The sequence below is a fragment of the Streptomyces sp. NPDC053755 genome (genome assembly GCF_040677675.1).
Classification (GTDB): domain Bacteria; phylum Actinomycetota; class Actinomycetes; order Streptomycetales; family Streptomycetaceae; genus Streptomyces.
Genome location: NZ_JBFASK010000001.1, coordinates 420,235 through 435,719, shown reverse-complemented (window position 1 = coordinate 435,719; position 15,485 = coordinate 420,235). Strand labels below are relative to the sequence as shown.

Sequence of the window (15,485 nt, the reverse complement as noted above, 5' to 3'; positions counted from 1 at the left end):
GGACAGATCAGCCCTCGGTGTCTTCCTCGCCCTGCTCGGCATGAACCTGGTCCAGGACGCGGCCCTCACCAGGAGCCAGGGTCGACAGGATCCGGTCGAGGTCGTCCACCGAGGCGAACTCGACGACGATCTTCCCCTTCTTCTGACCGAGATCGACCTTCACCCGTGTCTCGAAACGGTCCGAAAGCCGGGCGGCCAGATCCGTGAGCGCCGGGGAGACGCGAGCCCCCGCCCGCGGCCCCTTGGGCTTGGTCGTAGAGGTGGGCTCGGAACCCATCAGGGTGACGATCTCCTCGACGGCACGCACCGAGAGCCCTTCGGCCACGATCCGGTACGCCAGCTTGTCCTGCGTCTCCGGGTCGTCCACCGAGAGCAGGGCGCGGGCGTGGCCGGCCGAGAGAACGCCTGCGGCGACCCGCCGCTGGACCGGAGGCGAGAGCCGCAGCAGACGCAGCGTGTTGGAGACCTGGGGCCGGGAGCGGCCGATCCGGTCAGCCAGCTGGTCATGGGTGCAGTTGAAGTCCTTGAGGAGCTGGTCGTACGCGGCCGCCTCCTCCAGAGGGTTCAGCTGCGCCCGGTGGAGGTTCTCCAGAAGCGCGTCCAGGAGAAGCTTCTCGTCGTCCGTGGCCCGCACGATCGCGGGGATGCGCTCCAGGCCGGCCTCACGGCAGGCCCGCCAGCGACGCTCGCCCATGATCAGTTCATAGCGCTCGGCCCCGAGCTGTCGTACGACGACGGGCTGCAGCAGGCCGACCTCCTTGATGGAGGTAACCAGCTCCGCCAGGGCGTCCTCGTCGAAGACCTCACGCGGCTGCCGCGGGTTGGGGGTGATGAAGTCGAGCGGCAGCTCGGCGAAGTGAGCCCCGGCGGGGGAGTCCACCTCGGCGACCGGCTCGGGCTCCGCCGTCACCACCACCGAATCCGGCGACTGGGCGCTCTGCGGAAGGGTCGCCACCTTCGCGGCGGCCACCCCTCGCTCGGACGCCATGGGCGGGATGGCCCCCGAGGAGGCCGCTACCGATCCCGCACCGAGAGTCGGCGCCTGCCGCTCCTGGGGAGCAGCGGGGATCAGCGCTCCGAGCCCACGCCCCAATCCTCTACGTCGCTCGCTCACTGGATACCCTCCGACATGTTTCGCTGGCTGTTCTGGTGACCCGCATGAGCCTGCTGGGCGTCGTACTGGAGCCCGACTCCCCGCAGCGCGATCTCGCGGGCCGCCTCGAGATACGACAGCGAACCACTGGAGCCCGGGTCGTAGGTGAGCACGGTCTGCCCGTAGCTCGGTGCTTCGGAGATACGTACCGACCTCGGGATGCTGGTCCGCAGCACCTCCTCGCCGAAGTGAGTGCGCACCTCATCGGCGACCTGAGAGGCGAGCCTCGTCCGGCCGTCGTACATCGTGAGCAGAATCGTCGAGACATGGAGTGTGGGGTTGAGATGCCCCCGCACCAGGTCGACGTTCTTCAGGAGCTGCCCCAGCCCCTCCAGCGCGTAGTACTCGCACTGGATGGGGATGAGCACCTCGGCACCCGCCACCATGGCGTTGACGGTCAGCAGACCGAGCGACGGCGGGCAGTCGATCAGGATGTAATCGAGCGGCTGCTCATACGCCTGGATCGCTCGCTGCAGTCGACTCTCCCGCGCTACCAGCGACACCAGCTCGATCTCCGCACCGGCGAGATCAATGGTGGCTGGAGCGCAGAAGAGGCCTTCGACGTCCTGGACGGGCTGCACCACGTCGGAGAGCGGCTTGCTCTCCACCAGAACGTCATAGATCGAGGGAACTTCCGCATGGTGGTCGATTCCCAGAGCGGTCGAAGCATTGCCCTGGGGGTCGAGGTCGATCACCAGGACCCGGGCGCCGTGCAGCGCAAGCGAAGCGGCGAGGTTGACCGTCGTGGTCGTCTTCCCGACTCCGCCCTTCTGGTTGGCAACCACCATCACGCGTGTCTGGGCAGGCCGAGGGAGGCCCTCACCGGCACGCCCCAGCGCCTCTACTGCCAGCTGGGCAGCACGACCAATGGGGGTGTCGTCCATCGGGGGCGGTGTTTCACGTGAAACATCCTCCCCCACCGATTCGGTTCGGGGACCGGGGACCGGATCGGTCATCGGTCCCGCGATGTTGGCGTTGGACCGCAAGGATTCACTCTCCTCGGCTTCAGGCTCGCGATGAATAGAGCCTGCCATGCATTCGGGGTCGTGAACCAGCGAGGCCCGTGGTTCTGTGGAGGATTCCACCTCTGTGGACAATCCCCTCACCCTCGCGGGGGGCTTCACGGACGGCTTGCGTTCCCGGGGCGTGGCAGCCGCGCGGCCGCGGCTGATGATCCCCTGCAGCAGTGAGCGACGTTTCACGTGAAACACGATGCCCGCGCTGTCGACCCAGGACCGCTCGACACTCCGAAATACGTACGTATGGCAGCTTGTACGGATCAGTTGCGCCGCGTTGACGGCTCAGCGGCGCCGACGGGTACGGCTCGGGCGGGCCGCCTTGGCTCGCTTGGCGGCGAACCGCACACCACCCGGGCTCTCCCCGACCTCTACGCGCACGACGGTCGAGAGGGGATCCACGATTCCCTCGCCGACCTGGAGCACCGAGGTCTCCACCACGCCGAGCTTGGAGAGGGCGGCGCGGGCACCGTTGATCTCCTCCTCGGCGGTGTCGCCCTTGAGGGCCAGCATCTCTCCGTACGGGCGCAGCAGGGGAACGCCCCAGCCGGCCAAGCGGTCGAGCGGGGCCACAGCGCGGGCGGTCACCACGTGCACGGGCGGGAGCTTCCCCAGAACCTCTTCGGCCCGGCCGCGGACGACCGTCACATGGTCGAGACCCAGCAGCTCCACGACCTCCTGGAGGAAGTTGGTACGGCGGAGCAGCGGCTCCAGGAGCGTGATCTTCAGATCAGGCCGGACCAGAGCCAGGGGGATACCGGGAAGCCCGGCGCCCGAGCCCACATCGCAGACGGTGACGCCCTCAGGGACCACCTCGGAGAGCACCGCGCAGTTCAGCAGGTGGCGCTCCCAGAGGCGGGGGACCTCACGAGGACCGATCAGCCCTCGCTTGACGCCCGCGTCCGCGAGAAGCTCCGCGTACCGGACGGCCTCCGCGTAGTACTCACCGAATACCGTCCGCGCCTGCTCAGGCGCGGGGGGAAGCTCCGCTGCCTCCGTCACGGGGAACCGTCCTTCCGTACCGCACGCATAGGTGCGAGCGCACTCTGATGGCTGACTATCAGGCTGACAAAGATCGGCCCCGCCTGCGAACAGACGGGGCCGACACTGCGAGGAGGGGTCAGGCAGGGAGAACGACGACGAAGCGCTGCGGCTCCTCGCCCTCGGACTCACTCCGCAGACCGGCGGCGGCGACCGCGTCGTGGACGACCTTGCGCTCGAACGGCGTCATCGGGTCCAGCTTGACCGGAGCACCCGTGGACGTCGCCTCGGCCGCGGCCTTGGCGCCGATCTCGGCGAGCTCCGTGCGCTTCTGGGCGCGGAAGCCGGCGATGTCGAGCATCAGACGGCTGCGGTCGCCGGTCTCCCGGTGCACGGCCAGGCGGGTCAGCTCCTGGAGAGCCTCCAGCACCTCGCCGTCGCGGCCCACGAGCTTCTGCAGCTCGCGGCTGCTCGAGTCGCTGATGATCGAGACCGCGGCCCGGTCCGCCTCGACGTCCATGTCGATGTCGCCGTCGAGATCGGCGATGTCGAGGAGGCCCTCGAGGTAGTCGGCCGCGATCTCGCCCTCCTGCTCCAGGCGGGTCAGGGTGTCGCCACCCTCAGCGGCGGCGGAGGTGGTGCCTTCCGTCACGGATCGACTCCTTCTACTTCTTGGACGACGGGTGCTTGGGCCGCTGCTGGCCCTTGCGCTGACCGGACTTTGCCTGGCGGGTGGCACCGGAGCTGGCCCGGCTCGGGCGCGCGGGCTTGTCGCCCTGTGCCGCGTCGGTGGCCGCACCCTCCGGCTTCTTCTCCAGCGAGGTCTTGGGCTCCTCGGCGCCGGCCGGGGAGCCGGCGGCGTCCTCGGCGCTCTTGGCAGCGGCGGTCTGACCCACGGCCGCCTGGCGCTTCGCCTTGGTCTGGCGCTTGGGCTGCTGCCGCTTGGCGGCGGCCCCGCCCTCGGCCTCGGCCGCGACGGTGTCGCTCTTGATCACGGTGCCGTCGGCCTGGGCGGCGAAGCCGGCCTTGGCCAGGCCCGCGAAGAAGCGGCGCTCGTTCTCGTTGCGGTCGCTGCCCTTGGCGACGATGGCCTTGACGATGTTCTTCCGGCGACGGCCCCGGACCTCACCGTGCGAGGTCACGCTCTTCAGCAGCCGCTGGAGGTAGGAGTCCTGCGCCTTGCTGCCCGGGGTCGGGTTCTGGCTGATCACGTACATCTGCTGGCCCATGGTCCACACGTTGGTGGTCAGCCAGTAGACGAGAACACCGACGGGGAAGTTGATGCCCATGACGGCGAAGATCACCGGGAAGATGTACATGAGCATCTTCTGCTGCTGCATGTACGGCGTCTTCACCGAGAGGTCGACGTTCTTCATCATCAGCTGGCGCTGAGTGTAGAACTGCGAGGCCGACATCAGGATGATCATGATCGCGGTGACGATGCGGACCGACGTGATCGAGGCGTCGAGGGAGGCGACCTTCTCGGCGCTGTCGGTGAAGGTGGCGGCCAGCGGGGCGCCGAAGATGTGCGCCTGACGGGCGCTCTCCAGCAGCGGCTGGTCGATGACACCGATCGTCTTGCCCGAGGCGATGCTGGACAGCACGTGGTACAGAGCGAAGAAGAACGGCGACTGGGCCAGGATGGGCAGGCACGAGGAGAGCGGGTTGGTGCCCGTCTCCTTGTACAGCTTCATCATCTCTTCGGACTGACGCTGCTTGTCGCTCTTGTAGCGCTCCTGGATCGCCTTCATCTTCGGCTGGAGCGCCTGCATGTTCCGGGTCGACTTGATCTGCTTGACGAACAGCGGGATCAGACAGATCCGGATCAGCACCACCAGGGACACGATGGACAGACCCCAGGCCCAGCCCGTGTCAGGACCGAAGATCGCCCCGTACAACGTGTGGAACTGGACGATCACCCATGAGACAGGTGTGGTGATGAAGCTGAAAAAACTGGCAATCGTGTCCACTAATCAGGCTCCTTGAGCATTGGGCGAGGTCTCTGCGGCCGGGCTCGTCTCGGCGGTGGACCCGCCCTTGTCGCCGCGCAGTGCGTTCCGCAGCATTTCGTGCCAGCGAGGACGCTTGCGCGGAGGCACGTGGTCCACGCCGCCGGGCGACCACGGGTTGCACCGCAGGATGCGCCAGGCGGTCAGGGCAGTGCCCTTGATCGCGCCATGCCGGTCGATGGCCGTGAATCCATAGTGGGAACACGACGGGTAGTACCGGCAGACGGGCCCGAGGAGCGGGCTGATCGTCCACTGGTACAGCTTGATGAGAGCCAGCAGCGGGTACTTCATCGCGTGCCCCCTCCCAGGAGCCGCTGAAGTGCGGCGTCCAGGTCTCGGGCCAGCTGTGCGTGATCGGCGTCGCCGGCTCCGGGCAACGCCCGTACGACCACCAGGCTACCGGGGGGCAGCTCGGACAGCCGTTCGCGGACGAGGTGGCGCAGTCGTCGCTTCACTTGGTTGCGTACGACGGCACCGCCCACGGCCTTGCTCACGACGAAACCCGCACGCGTCGGGGGAGCGCTCTCCCCAGGCGCGTGCGGGTCTGTAGCACCGCTGCTCAGGTGGACGACGAGGAGCGGGCGACCGGCCCGGCGCCCTCGGCGTACCGCGGTTGCGAAGTCCTCGCGCCGCCTCAGCCGATTCTCGGTAGGCAGCACGTCATGACCTGTTGTTGAAGCGGATCAGGCGGACAGGCTCGAGCGACCCTTGGCACGGCGGTTCGCCAGGATGGCGCGACCGGCACGCGTGCGCATGCGCAGGCGGAAGCCGTGGGTCTTCGCGCGACGACGGTTGTTCGGCTGGAAGGTGCGCTTGCTCACTCGGGGGCTCCAGAAATGATGTGTGTGGTGGCGGGACATCGCCTGGCTGTCACCGTGCGCCCACGAGTAGCTCGCAATACGCCCGAGTGCACCGCTTCACGATCACTGACCGTGATCTTTGCCCATCGGAGGCAGGCGGCAGCAGCCATCGACAACTCGACCTGGTTACGGTACGCGCGGCTACGCCATCCGGTCAAACCGGCCGATCGCCGGGGTCCATTGTGCACAGGCTGTGGACAACAACTTGAACCACGTCAGCCGCCGCGACTACCGTGGCTGGACCCCTAGATGTTTTTCCGTTCTGTCCTTACCTGTCCTGACGGACATCGACCCACCGTCCCGAGAACCACACATTCGTGGGACCTGCGAGGAAGCGTGCCCTGTGGCTGACGTACCTGCCGATCTTGCCGCAGTGTGGCCACGCGTGCTGGAGCACCTCCTCAGAGAGGGCCAGCAGGGCATCGAGCCCAAGGACAAGCAGTGGATCGAGCGCTGCCAGCCTCTCGCACTGGTGGCCGACACCGCGCTCCTCGCCGTCCCCAACGAATGGGGCAAGCGGGTCCTCGAAGGACGCCTGGCTCCGCTGATCAGCGAGACCCTGAGCCGCGAGTGCGGCCGGCCCATCCGGATCGCGATCACCGTCGACGACTCCGTGGGCGAGCCGACGCCCCCCGCGCCGCCGATCCACCCGCAGCAGCACCAGCAGTCCCCGCAGCAGGGGCGCTACGACGAGCGGCCTCCCACGGACGCGTACGAGAAGTACGAGGAGTACGGGCACCGGCCGGCGCACGACGACGGGCTGCCGACCGCCCGCCCCGCCTACCCGGACTACCAGCAGCAGCGCCCCGACCCGGGCGCCTGGCCGCGCACCCAGGAGGACCTCTCCTGGCAGCAGCCCCGGCTCGGCGGATACCAGGAGCGCGACCCGTACGCCGGGCCCCGCCACCCCCAGTCCCAGCAGCCGCGCTACGACGAGCGGCCGTCGGCGTACGAACAGCCGCAGCGGCCCGAGCGCGCCGATCTTCCCGAGCGGCAGGGGCCGGGCGGCGGCCAGGGGCCCCGCCCCGGCGGTCCCGCGGCGGGCCCCGGAGGCGGCGGGCCCGGTGTCGGGCGCCCCGGCTCCTCGTCCGGGCAGGGCCCGTCGGGCGCCCCCGGCGAGCAGCACGCGCGTCTCAACCCCAAGTACCTCTTCGACACCTTCGTCATCGGTTCGTCGAACCGCTTCGCGCACGCGGCCGCCGTCGCCGTGGCCGAGGCTCCGGCCAAGGCGTACAACCCCCTCTTCATCTACGGGGAGTCGGGTCTCGGCAAGACCCACCTGCTGCACGCGATCGGGCACTACGCGCGGAGCCTCTATCCCGGCACCCGCGTGCGGTACGTGAGCTCCGAGGAGTTCACCAACGAGTTCATCAACTCGATCCGCGACGGCAAGGGCGACACCTTCCGCAAGCGTTACCGCGACGTGGACATCCTGCTGGTCGACGACATCCAGTTCCTCGCGAGCAAGGAGTCGACGCAGGAGGAGTTCTTCCACACCTTCAACACCCTCCACAACGCGAACAAGCAGATCGTCCTCTCCTCGGACCGGCCGCCCAAGCAGCTGATGACCCTGGAGGACCGGCTGCGCAACCGGTTCGAGTGGGGGCTCACCACGGACGTGCAGCCGCCGGAGCTGGAGACGCGTATCGCGATCCTCCGCAAGAAGGCGGTGCAGGAGCAGCTCAACGCCCCGCCGGAGGTCCTGGAGTTCATCGCCTCCCGGATCTCGCGGAACATCCGTGAGCTGGAGGGCGCGCTGATCCGGGTCACCGCGTTCGCGAGCCTCAACCGGCAGCCGGTGGACCTCGGACTGACGGAGATCGTCCTCAAGGACCTGATCCCGGGGGGCGAGGACGCCGCTCCGGAGATCACCGCCGGCGCGATCATGGCGGCGACGGCCGACTACTTCGGCCTCACCGTGGAGGACCTCTGCGGCTCGTCGCGCAGCCGCGTCCTGGTGACCGCCCGCCAGATCGCGATGTACCTCTGCCGTGAGCTCACGGACCTGTCGCTGCCGAAGATCGGCGCGCAGTTCGGCGGCCGCGACCATACGACGGTGATGCACGCGGACCGGAAGATCCGCGCGCTGATGGCCGAGCGGCGCTCCATCTACAACCAGGTCACCGAACTCACCAACCGCATCAAGAACGGCTGAGAGGCCCTCTCCGTCCGAGGGCGGACGGCTCCGAAGGGCGCTCCGGGACACCTCCCGGGGCGCCCTTCCCGTCTTTGCGGCGCCTGCGGGCCACCCCGGCTGTTCGATTACCAGGAGCGGGCCGTCGGTTCTCCACAGATTGCGGGATGATCTTCCGTCCACAGGGTGGGGACCACCGAGTTATCCGAATCATGTCCACAGGCCCGCCGGGTGGGAGATCATCACACCAGGTCAGGCGCTTGGGGATTTGTTGGCAACCTTGATCCACAGCCTGTGGACAAAACTTCCGTCCACAGGGGCTCCTCCCGGTTGTCCACTGTCGGCCCACAGGGAACAGGCAGTTGCCCACAGCTTCTCCACACCGCTGTCCACTGTTCGGCAACGAAACGCCCCCGCTCACTGCGTCGAGTGAAAGCGGTCACACCAAGGGAGACGATTGGGCTGTGGGGAACCTGGGTAAAGCTGGGGACATCACTGGGGAGAAGTCGGGTCCGCCTGTGTACCGGGTGTGCAGAACTTTCCGGCGTCCACAGAACACCCTGGTTGTCCACCGACGTCACCCACAGGGGCAGTGGACAAAAAAGCGGGGCTGACCTGCGAAAACGGGGTTATCCACGGTTTCCACAGGCCCTACTACTACTTCCACCTAGAGTTAGCCCGGAATCCGCTTCGAAGTGGGACCTGTGCACAACTCGAGCCCGGACCGTCGGCGACCTCTCGTCGCGATTTGACCCCGAGCCGCACCGAGTGTCGGTGGCGTGCGTCAGACTGGTTCCCGCAGTCGACGAAGAGCCAGCAACAGCAGGAGGCGGTTCCGGTGAAGATCCGGGTGGAGCGCGATGTACTCGCGGAGGCGGTGGCCTGGGTGGCCCGCAGCCTTCCGGCCCGTCCGCCGGCGCCCGTTCTCGCGGGCCTTCTGCTGAAGGCCGAGGACGGCGCGCTGAGCTTCTCCAGCTTCGACTACGAGGTCTCGGCCCGGGTCTCCGTCGAGGCCGAGGTCGAGGAGGACGGCACCGTCCTGGTCTCCGGCCGCCTGCTGGCCGACATCTGCCGCGCCCTGCCCAACCGCCCGGTGGAGATTTCCACAGACGGTGTACGGGCGACCGTGGTCTGCGGCTCCTCCCGCTTCACCCTCCACACCCTGCCCGTGGAGGAGTACCCGGCGCTGCCCGAGATGCCCACCGCCACCGGCACGGTCCCCGGCGAGGTCTTCGCCTCGGCCGCCGCCCAGGTCGCCATCGCCGCGGGCCGCGACGACACGCTGCCCGTCCTCACCGGTGTGCGCATCGAGATCGAGGGCGACACGGTCACCCTGGCCTCCACCGACCGCTACCGCTTCGCGGTCCGCGAGTTCCTGTGGAAGCCGGAGTCCCCGGACGCCTCCGCCGTCGCCCTGGTGCCCGCCAAGACCCTCCTGGACACCGCCAAGGCGCTCACCAGCGGGGACACCGTCACGCTGGCGCTCTCCGGCTCCGGCAAGGGCGAGGGCCTCATCGGTTTCGAGGGCGCGGGCCGCCGCACCACCACCCGACTCCTCGAAGGCGACCTGCCGAAGTACCGGACGCTCTTCCCGACCGAGTTCAACTCGATCGCGGTGATCGAGACCGCCCCGTTCGTCGAGGCCGTCAAGCGCGTGGCCCTGGTGGCCGAGCGCAACACCCCGGTGCGGCTCAGCTTCGAGCAGGGCGTGCTGATCCTGGAGGCCGGCTCCAGCGACGACGCACAGGCTGTGGAGCGTGTGGACGCGCAGCTGGAGGGCGACGACATCTCGATCGCCTTCAACCCGACGTTCCTGCTCGACGGCCTGAGCGCGATCGACTCCCCGGTCGCCCAGCTCTCCTTCACGACCTCCACCAAGCCCGCGCTCCTGAGCGGCCGGCCCGCGGTCGACGCGGAGGCGGACGAGGCGTACAAGTACCTGATCATGCCGGTGCGTCTGTCGGGCTGACGGGCGTCGACTGAGCGGCCGACCCCACAGGTGTGCAAGAGGGTCCGGGCGTAGGCTCGGACCCGGGTACGAACCGCACACGACGCTTAAGGAATCTCTGATGGAGCTCGGTCTCGTCGGTCTCGGCAAGATGGGCGGCAACATGCGCGAGCGCATCCGCCGCGCAGGCCACACCGTCATCGGATACGACCGCAACCCGGACCTCGCCGATGTCCACAGCCTGGAAGAGCTTGTGGGCAAGCTCAAGGGTCCGCGGGTCGTGTGGGTGATGGTCCCGGCCGGTGCCGCGACCCAGTCCACCATCGACGAGCTGGGCGAGCTGCTCTCCCCCGGCGACATCGTCGTGGACGGCGGCAACTCCCGCTGGACCGACGACGAGAAGCACGCCGAGGAGCTCGCCGCCAAGGGCATCGGGTTCGTCGACTGCGGCGTCTCCGGCGGCGTGTGGGGCCTGGAGAACGGCTACGCCCTGATGTACGGCGGCGCCGCGGAGAACGTGGCGAAGGTCCAGCCGATCTTCGACGCGCTCAAGCCCGAGGGCGAGTTCGGCTCCGTCCACGCCGGCAAGGTCGGCGCCGGCCACTTCGCCAAGATGGTCCACAACGGCATCGAGTACGCCATGATGCAGGCGTACGCCGAGGGCTGGGAGCTCCTGGAGAAGGTCGACTCCGTCACCGACGTGCGCGAGGTCTTCCGCTCCTGGCAGGAGGGCACGGTCATCCGTTCCTGGCTGCTGGACCTCGCCGTCAACGCGCTGGACGAGGACGAGCACCTGGAGCAGCTCCGCGGCTTCGCGCAGGACTCCGGCGAGGGCCGGTGGACCGTCGAGGCGGCCATCGACAACGCCGTGCCGCTGCCGGCGATCACCGCGTCGCTGTTCGCGCGGTTCGCGTCCCGTCAGGACGACTCTCCGCAGATGAAGATGATCGCCGCGCTGCGCAACCAGTTCGGCGGTCACGCGGTCGAGTCCAAGAAGTAATCCACAGGCTGTGCGCCCGGCGGTGCACGGCAGCCGGGGAAGGTCGGCGCACACCATGCACGTCACGCATCTGTCGCTGGCCGACTTCCGCTCCTACGCCCGGGTCGAGGTTCCGCTCGACCCGGGCGTCACCGCCTTCGTGGGGGCGAACGGCCAGGGCAAGACGAACCTCGTCGAAGCCGTCGGGTACCTCGCGACCCTGGGCAGCCACCGCGTCGCCTCCGACGCGCCGCTCGTGCGGATGGGGGCGGACCGGGCGATCATCCGCGCCGCCGTCACCCAGGGCGAGCGCTCGCAGCTGGTCGAGCTCGAACTCAACCCCGGGCGGGCCAATCGCGCCCGCATCAACAGGTCCTCGCAGGTCAGGCCGCGTGACGTACTGGGGATCGTGCGCACCGTGCTGTTCGCGCCCGAGGACCTGGCCCTGGTGAAGGGCGACCCCGGGGAGCGCCGGCGCTTCCTCGACGAGCTGATCACGGCGCGCGCGCCGCGCATGGCAGGCGTGCGCTCCGACTACGAGCGGGTGCTCAAGCAGCGCAACACGCTCCTGAAGTCCGCCGCCATGGCCCGGCGACACGGCAGCCGCGGCATGGACCTGTCGACACTGGAGGTGTGGGACCAGCACCTCGCGCGCGCGGGGGCCGAGCTTCTGGCTCAGCGCCTGGACCTGATCGGTGTGCTCCAGCCGCTCGCCGACAAGGCGTACGAGCAGCTGGCGCCCGGCGGCGGACCGGTTCTGCTGGAGTACCGACCGTCCGCGCCGGGCCCCGGGCACACCCGCGAGGAGCTGTACGAGCAGATGACCGCGGCGCTCGCCGAGGTCAGGAAGCAGGAGATCGAGCGTGGTGTCACGCTCGTCGGCCCGCACCGCGACGAGCTGCTCCTCAAGCTCGGCGACCTGCCCGCCAAGGGGTACGCCAGTCACGGGGAGTCCTGGTCGTACGCGCTGTCGTTGCGCCTCGCCTCGTACGACCTGCTGCGGGCGGAGGGCAACGAGCCGGTCCTGGTGCTCGACGACGTCTTCGCCGAGCTGGACGCGCGGCGCCGGGAGCGGCTCGCGGAGCTGGTGGCCCCCGGCGAACAGGTCCTGGTGACGGCGGCGGTGGACGACGACGTGCCGGGGGTGCTGGCCGGTGCGCGGTACGGGGTCGCGGAAGGCGTGGTGGAGAGGCTGTGAGCGGGAGCGAGAAGCCGGAGACCGGTGCGAAGGCGCCGGAGCCCTCGGGCGTCGACCTGGCGCGGGTCGCGCTGCGCGCCGCCAAGGAGCAGGCGAAGGCGCGCGGAGCGGCCGCCCAGCAGAAGAAGCAGGCGCGGCGGGGCGGCGGGCTGCGGTCCGGCGCGCACGCCGACGGCCGGGACCCGATGGCGCTCGGCTCCGCGATCAACCGGCTGATCACCGAACGCGGCTGGGAGGCCCCGGCGGCGGTGGGCGGCGTCATGGGCCGCTGGCCGCAGATCGTGGGCGAGGACCTGGCCAAGCACTGCGAGCCGCTGAAGTACGACGACGACCCGGAGGAACGGGTGCTCACCGTGCAGTGCGACTCGACGGCGTGGGCGACGCAGCTGCGGCTGCTGGCGCCGAGGCTGGTGGCCCGGCTGAACGAGGATCTCGGCCACGGGACGGTCCGGGTGATCAAGGTGCTGGGCCCGGGAGGCCCGCGCAAGGGGTACGGGCCGCTCAGGGCGCCGGGCTCCGTGGGACCGGGCGACACCTACGGCTGAGGGGTCTGACGCCTGGGAGGTGCGAGGTGCGGTTGAGGGGCCTGTTTCGCGGCCCCGCCGCCCGGCGCCCCAGCCCGACCCCGCAGTCACGCAGCTCCGCCGTCCCCGCAGCCCGGCGGGCCGCCCCCGACGGACCTAGCCCGGCCCCCTGGTCCGCCCGCCCCGCAGCCCGGCCCCTTCCGGCTCCCCTCCTCCCCTTCCGCCTGGAATCCCGCCCCGAAGCCGGTCCCCGGCCCTGCCCCGAGGCCTGTCCCGAGTGCCCCCGGCCCCCCGGTGTCCACGGCACTCCCCACGCGGTCCGGACGCCCCGAGCGCCCCCGCCACCCCCACCGAGCCCCCTCCCGTATCGGTTGCCCACAACCGGTCACTGCCCGAAGCGCTGGGTGGCCGTCAGAGCCCTTTGGAGCCCCCGTCCGGATATGGGGAGTCGTCTCGCTCCCGCTCAGGGCGGCACATGCGGACTCAGGTACCGGCAAACCCCCATTCGTGTCAGAGCTACCGGTAGACTGATAGGAGATCCCGCCACCCTGCGGAACATGTCGAACGACGCAGCCGCTCCCGTATGCCCGGAGAACGGCCTGTGCTGTGCCAGAAAGGGCGCTTCGTGGCCGATTCCGGCAACCCCAACGAGAACACTCCGTCCGCCAACCCCGCGTCGTACGACGCCAGCGCCATCACCGTCCTCGAGGGTCTGGACGCGGTCCGCAAGCGACCTGGCATGTACATCGGCTCGACCGGTGAGCGCGGCCTCCACCACCTCGTGCAAGAGGTCGTCGACAACTCCGTCGACGAGGCCCTGGCCGGCCACGCGGACACCATCGACGTCACGATCCTGGCCGACGGCGGTGTACGCGTCGTCGACAACGGCCGCGGCATCCCGGTGGACATGCACCCCGTCGAGAAGAAGCCGGCCGTCGAGGTCGTGCTCACCGTCCTGCACGCGGGCGGCAAGTTCGGAGGCGGCGGCTACGCCGTCTCCGGTGGTCTGCACGGCGTCGGCGTCTCCGTCGTCAACGCCCTCTCCACCCGGCTCTCCGTGGACATCAAGCGCGACGGCCACCGCTGGACGCAGGACTACAAGCTCGGCGTCCCCACCGCGCCGCTCGCCCGCCACGAGGAGGTCGAGGACTCCGGCACCACCGTGACGTTCTGGGCCGACCCCGACGTCTTCGAGACCACCGAGTACTCCTTCGAGACGCTCGCGCGCCGCTTCCAGGAGATGGCCTTCCTCAACAAGGGCCTCACCCTGACGCTGACGGACGAGCGCGAGTCCGCGAAGGCCACGGTCGGCGCCGACGACCCGGACGCGGAGGCGGCGGAGCCCGTCGCGCGCACGGTGAAGTACCACTACGAAGGCGGCATCGTCGACTTCGTGAAGTACCTCAACTCCCGCAAGGGCGAGCTGATCCACCCCACCGTCATCGACGTCGAGGCCGAGGACAAGGAGCGCATGCTCTCGGTCGAGATCGCGATGCAGTGGAACTCGCAGTACACCGAGGGCGTGTACTCCTTCGCCAACACCATCCACACCCACGAGGGCGGTACGCACGAAGAGGGCTTCCGCGCCGCGCTCACGGGCCTGGTGAACCGGTACGCGCGCGACAAGAAGCTGCTGCGCGAGAAGGACGACAACCTCACCGGTGAGGACATCCGCGAGGGCCTGACGGCGATCATCTCCGTCAAGCTGGGCGAGCCGCAGTTCGAGGGCCAGACGAAGACGAAGCTGGGCAACACCGAGGCCAAGACCTTCGTCCAGAAGATCGTCCACGAGCACCTGAACGACTGGTTCGACCGCAACCCCGTCGAGGCCGCGGACATCATCCGCAAGTCGATCCAGGCGGCCACCGCGCGCGTGGCGGCCCGCAAGGCCCGTGACCTGACCCGTCGCAAGGGCCTGCTGGAGTCGGCGTCCCTGCCCGGCAAGCTGAGCGACTGCCAGTCGAACGACCCCACCAAGTGCGAGATCTTCATCGTCGAGGGTGACTCCGCCGGCGGCTCGGCCAAGTCCGGCCGGAACCCGATGTACCAGGCCATCCTGCCGATCCGCGGCAAGATCCTGAACGTCGAGAAGGCGCGGATCGACAAGATCCTTCAGAACACCGAGGTCCAGGCGCTGATCTCGGCCTTCGGCACCGGAGTCCACGAGGACTTCGACATCGAGAAGCTCCGCTATCACAAGATCATTCTGATGGCGGACGCCGACGTCGACGGCCAGCACATCAACACCCTGCTCCTGACGTTCCTCTTCCGCTTCATGCGCCCGCTGGTCGAGGCCGGTCACGTCTACCTCTCCCGCCCGCCGCTCTACAAGATCAAGTGGGGCCGGGACGACTTCGAGTACGCGTACTCGGACCGCGAGCGGGACGCGCTCGTCGAGCTGGGCAAGCAGAACGGCAAGCGGATCCGCGAGGACTCGATCCAGCGCTTCAAGGGTCTGGGCGAGATGAACGCCGAAGAGCTGCGCATCACCACGATGGACCAGGACCACCGTGTGCTCGGCCAGGTCACGCTGGACGACGCGGCCCAGGCCGACGACCTGTTCTCGGTGCTGATGGGCGAGGACGTCGAGGCCCGGCGCTCCTTCATCCAGCGCAACGCCAAGGACGTTCGCTTCCTCGACATCTGAGTCGGTCTCAGCTGACCGTACGAAAGGACTGACGAC

Annotated in this window: 14 protein-coding genes; 6 read left to right on the top strand and 8 right to left on the bottom strand. The window is 69.0% G+C overall.

All coding sequences use genetic code 11. The annotated features are described in order from the left end of the window. Nucleotides 1–7: 7 nt before the first annotated feature. The 8 genes from AB0K65_RS01940 to rpmH form a co-directional block, all read right to left on the bottom strand. Nucleotides 8–1,114 (bottom strand): ParB/RepB/Spo0J family partition protein, encoded by a 1,107-nt coding sequence (locus AB0K65_RS01940; protein ID WP_365713282.1) that lies wholly within the window; start codon nucleotides 1,112–1,114, stop codon nucleotides 8–10. After that, nucleotides 1,111–2,187, bottom strand: coding sequence for a ParA family protein (locus tag AB0K65_RS01935; protein WP_365713644.1), 1,077 nt, complete (start codon nucleotides 2,185–2,187; stop codon nucleotides 1,111–1,113). The genes AB0K65_RS01940 and AB0K65_RS01935 overlap by 4 nt, the downstream gene beginning before the upstream one ends. Before the next feature lie 267 nt (nucleotides 2,188–2,454). After that, nucleotides 2,455–3,171, bottom strand: coding sequence for a 16S rRNA (guanine(527)-N(7))-methyltransferase RsmG (gene rsmG, locus AB0K65_RS01930; protein ID WP_365713280.1), 717 nt, complete (start codon nucleotides 3,169–3,171; stop codon nucleotides 2,455–2,457). Between the two features lie 118 nt (nucleotides 3,172–3,289). Next, entirely contained in the window at nucleotides 3,290–3,802 is a 513-nt protein-coding gene (locus AB0K65_RS01925; protein WP_365713278.1) for a R3H domain-containing nucleic acid-binding protein, read from the bottom strand. Between the two features lie 13 nt (nucleotides 3,803–3,815). Continuing rightward, nucleotides 3,816–5,120 (bottom strand): membrane protein insertase YidC, encoded by a 1,305-nt coding sequence (gene yidC / locus AB0K65_RS01920; RefSeq protein ID WP_365713276.1) that lies wholly within the window; start codon nucleotides 5,118–5,120, stop codon nucleotides 3,816–3,818. 3 nt (nucleotides 5,121–5,123) lie between these two features. Next, nucleotides 5,124–5,450, bottom strand: a complete 327-nt coding sequence (yidD, locus tag AB0K65_RS01915; protein WP_015034858.1) for a membrane protein insertion efficiency factor YidD — start codon at nucleotides 5,448–5,450, stop codon at nucleotides 5,124–5,126. Next, nucleotides 5,447–5,818, bottom strand: a complete 372-nt coding sequence (gene rnpA / locus AB0K65_RS01910) for a ribonuclease P protein component (RefSeq protein WP_215065480.1) — start codon at nucleotides 5,816–5,818, stop codon at nucleotides 5,447–5,449. Before rnpA ends, yidD begins: the two co-directional genes overlap by 4 nt. A 24-nt stretch (nucleotides 5,819–5,842) precedes the next feature. Then, on the bottom strand, nucleotides 5,843–5,980 hold the full coding sequence (gene rpmH, locus AB0K65_RS01905; RefSeq protein WP_018489831.1) for a 50S ribosomal protein L34: 138 nt from the start codon (nucleotides 5,978–5,980) through the stop codon (nucleotides 5,843–5,845). 382 nt (nucleotides 5,981–6,362) lie between these two features. Between rpmH and dnaA the strand changes: the two genes are divergently transcribed. The 6 genes from dnaA to gyrB all read left to right on the top strand — a co-directional run bounded on the left by dnaA (nucleotide 6,363) and on the right by gyrB (nucleotide 15,449). Further along, nucleotides 6,363–8,174: a chromosomal replication initiator protein DnaA gene (gene dnaA, locus AB0K65_RS01900; RefSeq protein WP_365713272.1), complete on the top strand. Its 1,812-nt coding sequence runs from the start codon at nucleotides 6,363–6,365 to the stop codon at nucleotides 8,172–8,174. An 817-nt stretch (nucleotides 8,175–8,991) separates the two neighbouring features. Next, nucleotides 8,992–10,122 carry a DNA polymerase III subunit beta gene (gene dnaN / locus AB0K65_RS01895; RefSeq protein ID WP_365713270.1) on the top strand — a complete coding sequence of 377 codons (1,131 nt, stop codon included), beginning with the start codon at nucleotides 8,992–8,994 and terminating at the stop codon, nucleotides 10,120–10,122. Between the two features lie 100 nt (nucleotides 10,123–10,222). Continuing rightward, nucleotides 10,223–11,101: a phosphogluconate dehydrogenase (NAD(+)-dependent, decarboxylating) gene (gene gnd, locus AB0K65_RS01890; RefSeq protein ID WP_365713267.1), complete on the top strand. Its 879-nt coding sequence runs from the start codon at nucleotides 10,223–10,225 to the stop codon at nucleotides 11,099–11,101. 55 nt (nucleotides 11,102–11,156) lie between these two features. Next, a complete protein-coding gene (gene recF / locus AB0K65_RS01885; protein WP_365713265.1) occupies nucleotides 11,157–12,278 on the top strand; it encodes a DNA replication/repair protein RecF in 1,122 nt (373 codons plus the stop codon). After that, nucleotides 12,275–12,823 carry a DciA family protein gene (locus AB0K65_RS01880; protein ID WP_365713263.1) on the top strand — a complete coding sequence of 183 codons (549 nt, stop codon included), beginning with the start codon at nucleotides 12,275–12,277 and terminating at the stop codon, nucleotides 12,821–12,823. Before recF ends, AB0K65_RS01880 begins: the two co-directional genes overlap by 4 nt. Before the next feature lie 580 nt (nucleotides 12,824–13,403). Further along, complete coding sequence (gene gyrB, locus AB0K65_RS01875) at nucleotides 13,404–15,449, top strand: DNA topoisomerase (ATP-hydrolyzing) subunit B (protein WP_365713261.1); 2,046 nt, start codon at nucleotides 13,404–13,406, stop codon at nucleotides 15,447–15,449. The last annotated feature ends 36 nt before the right edge of the window (nucleotides 15,450–15,485 follow it).

Bases quoted from the DNA above. Each gene is read 5' to 3' on its own strand.
- gnd (WP_365713267.1), top strand. From the start codon at position 10,223: ATGGAGCTCGGTCTCGTCGGTCTCGGCAAGATGGGCGGCAACATGCGC.
- AB0K65_RS01935 (WP_365713644.1), bottom strand. From the start codon at position 2,187: ATGGCAGGCTCTATTCATCGCGAGCCTGAAGCCGAGGAGAGTGAATCC.
- yidD (WP_015034858.1), bottom strand. From the start codon at position 5,450: ATGAAGTACCCGCTGCTGGCTCTCATCAAGCTGTACCAGTGGACGATC.
- recF (WP_365713265.1), top strand. From the start codon at position 11,157: ATGCACGTCACGCATCTGTCGCTGGCCGACTTCCGCTCCTACGCCCGG.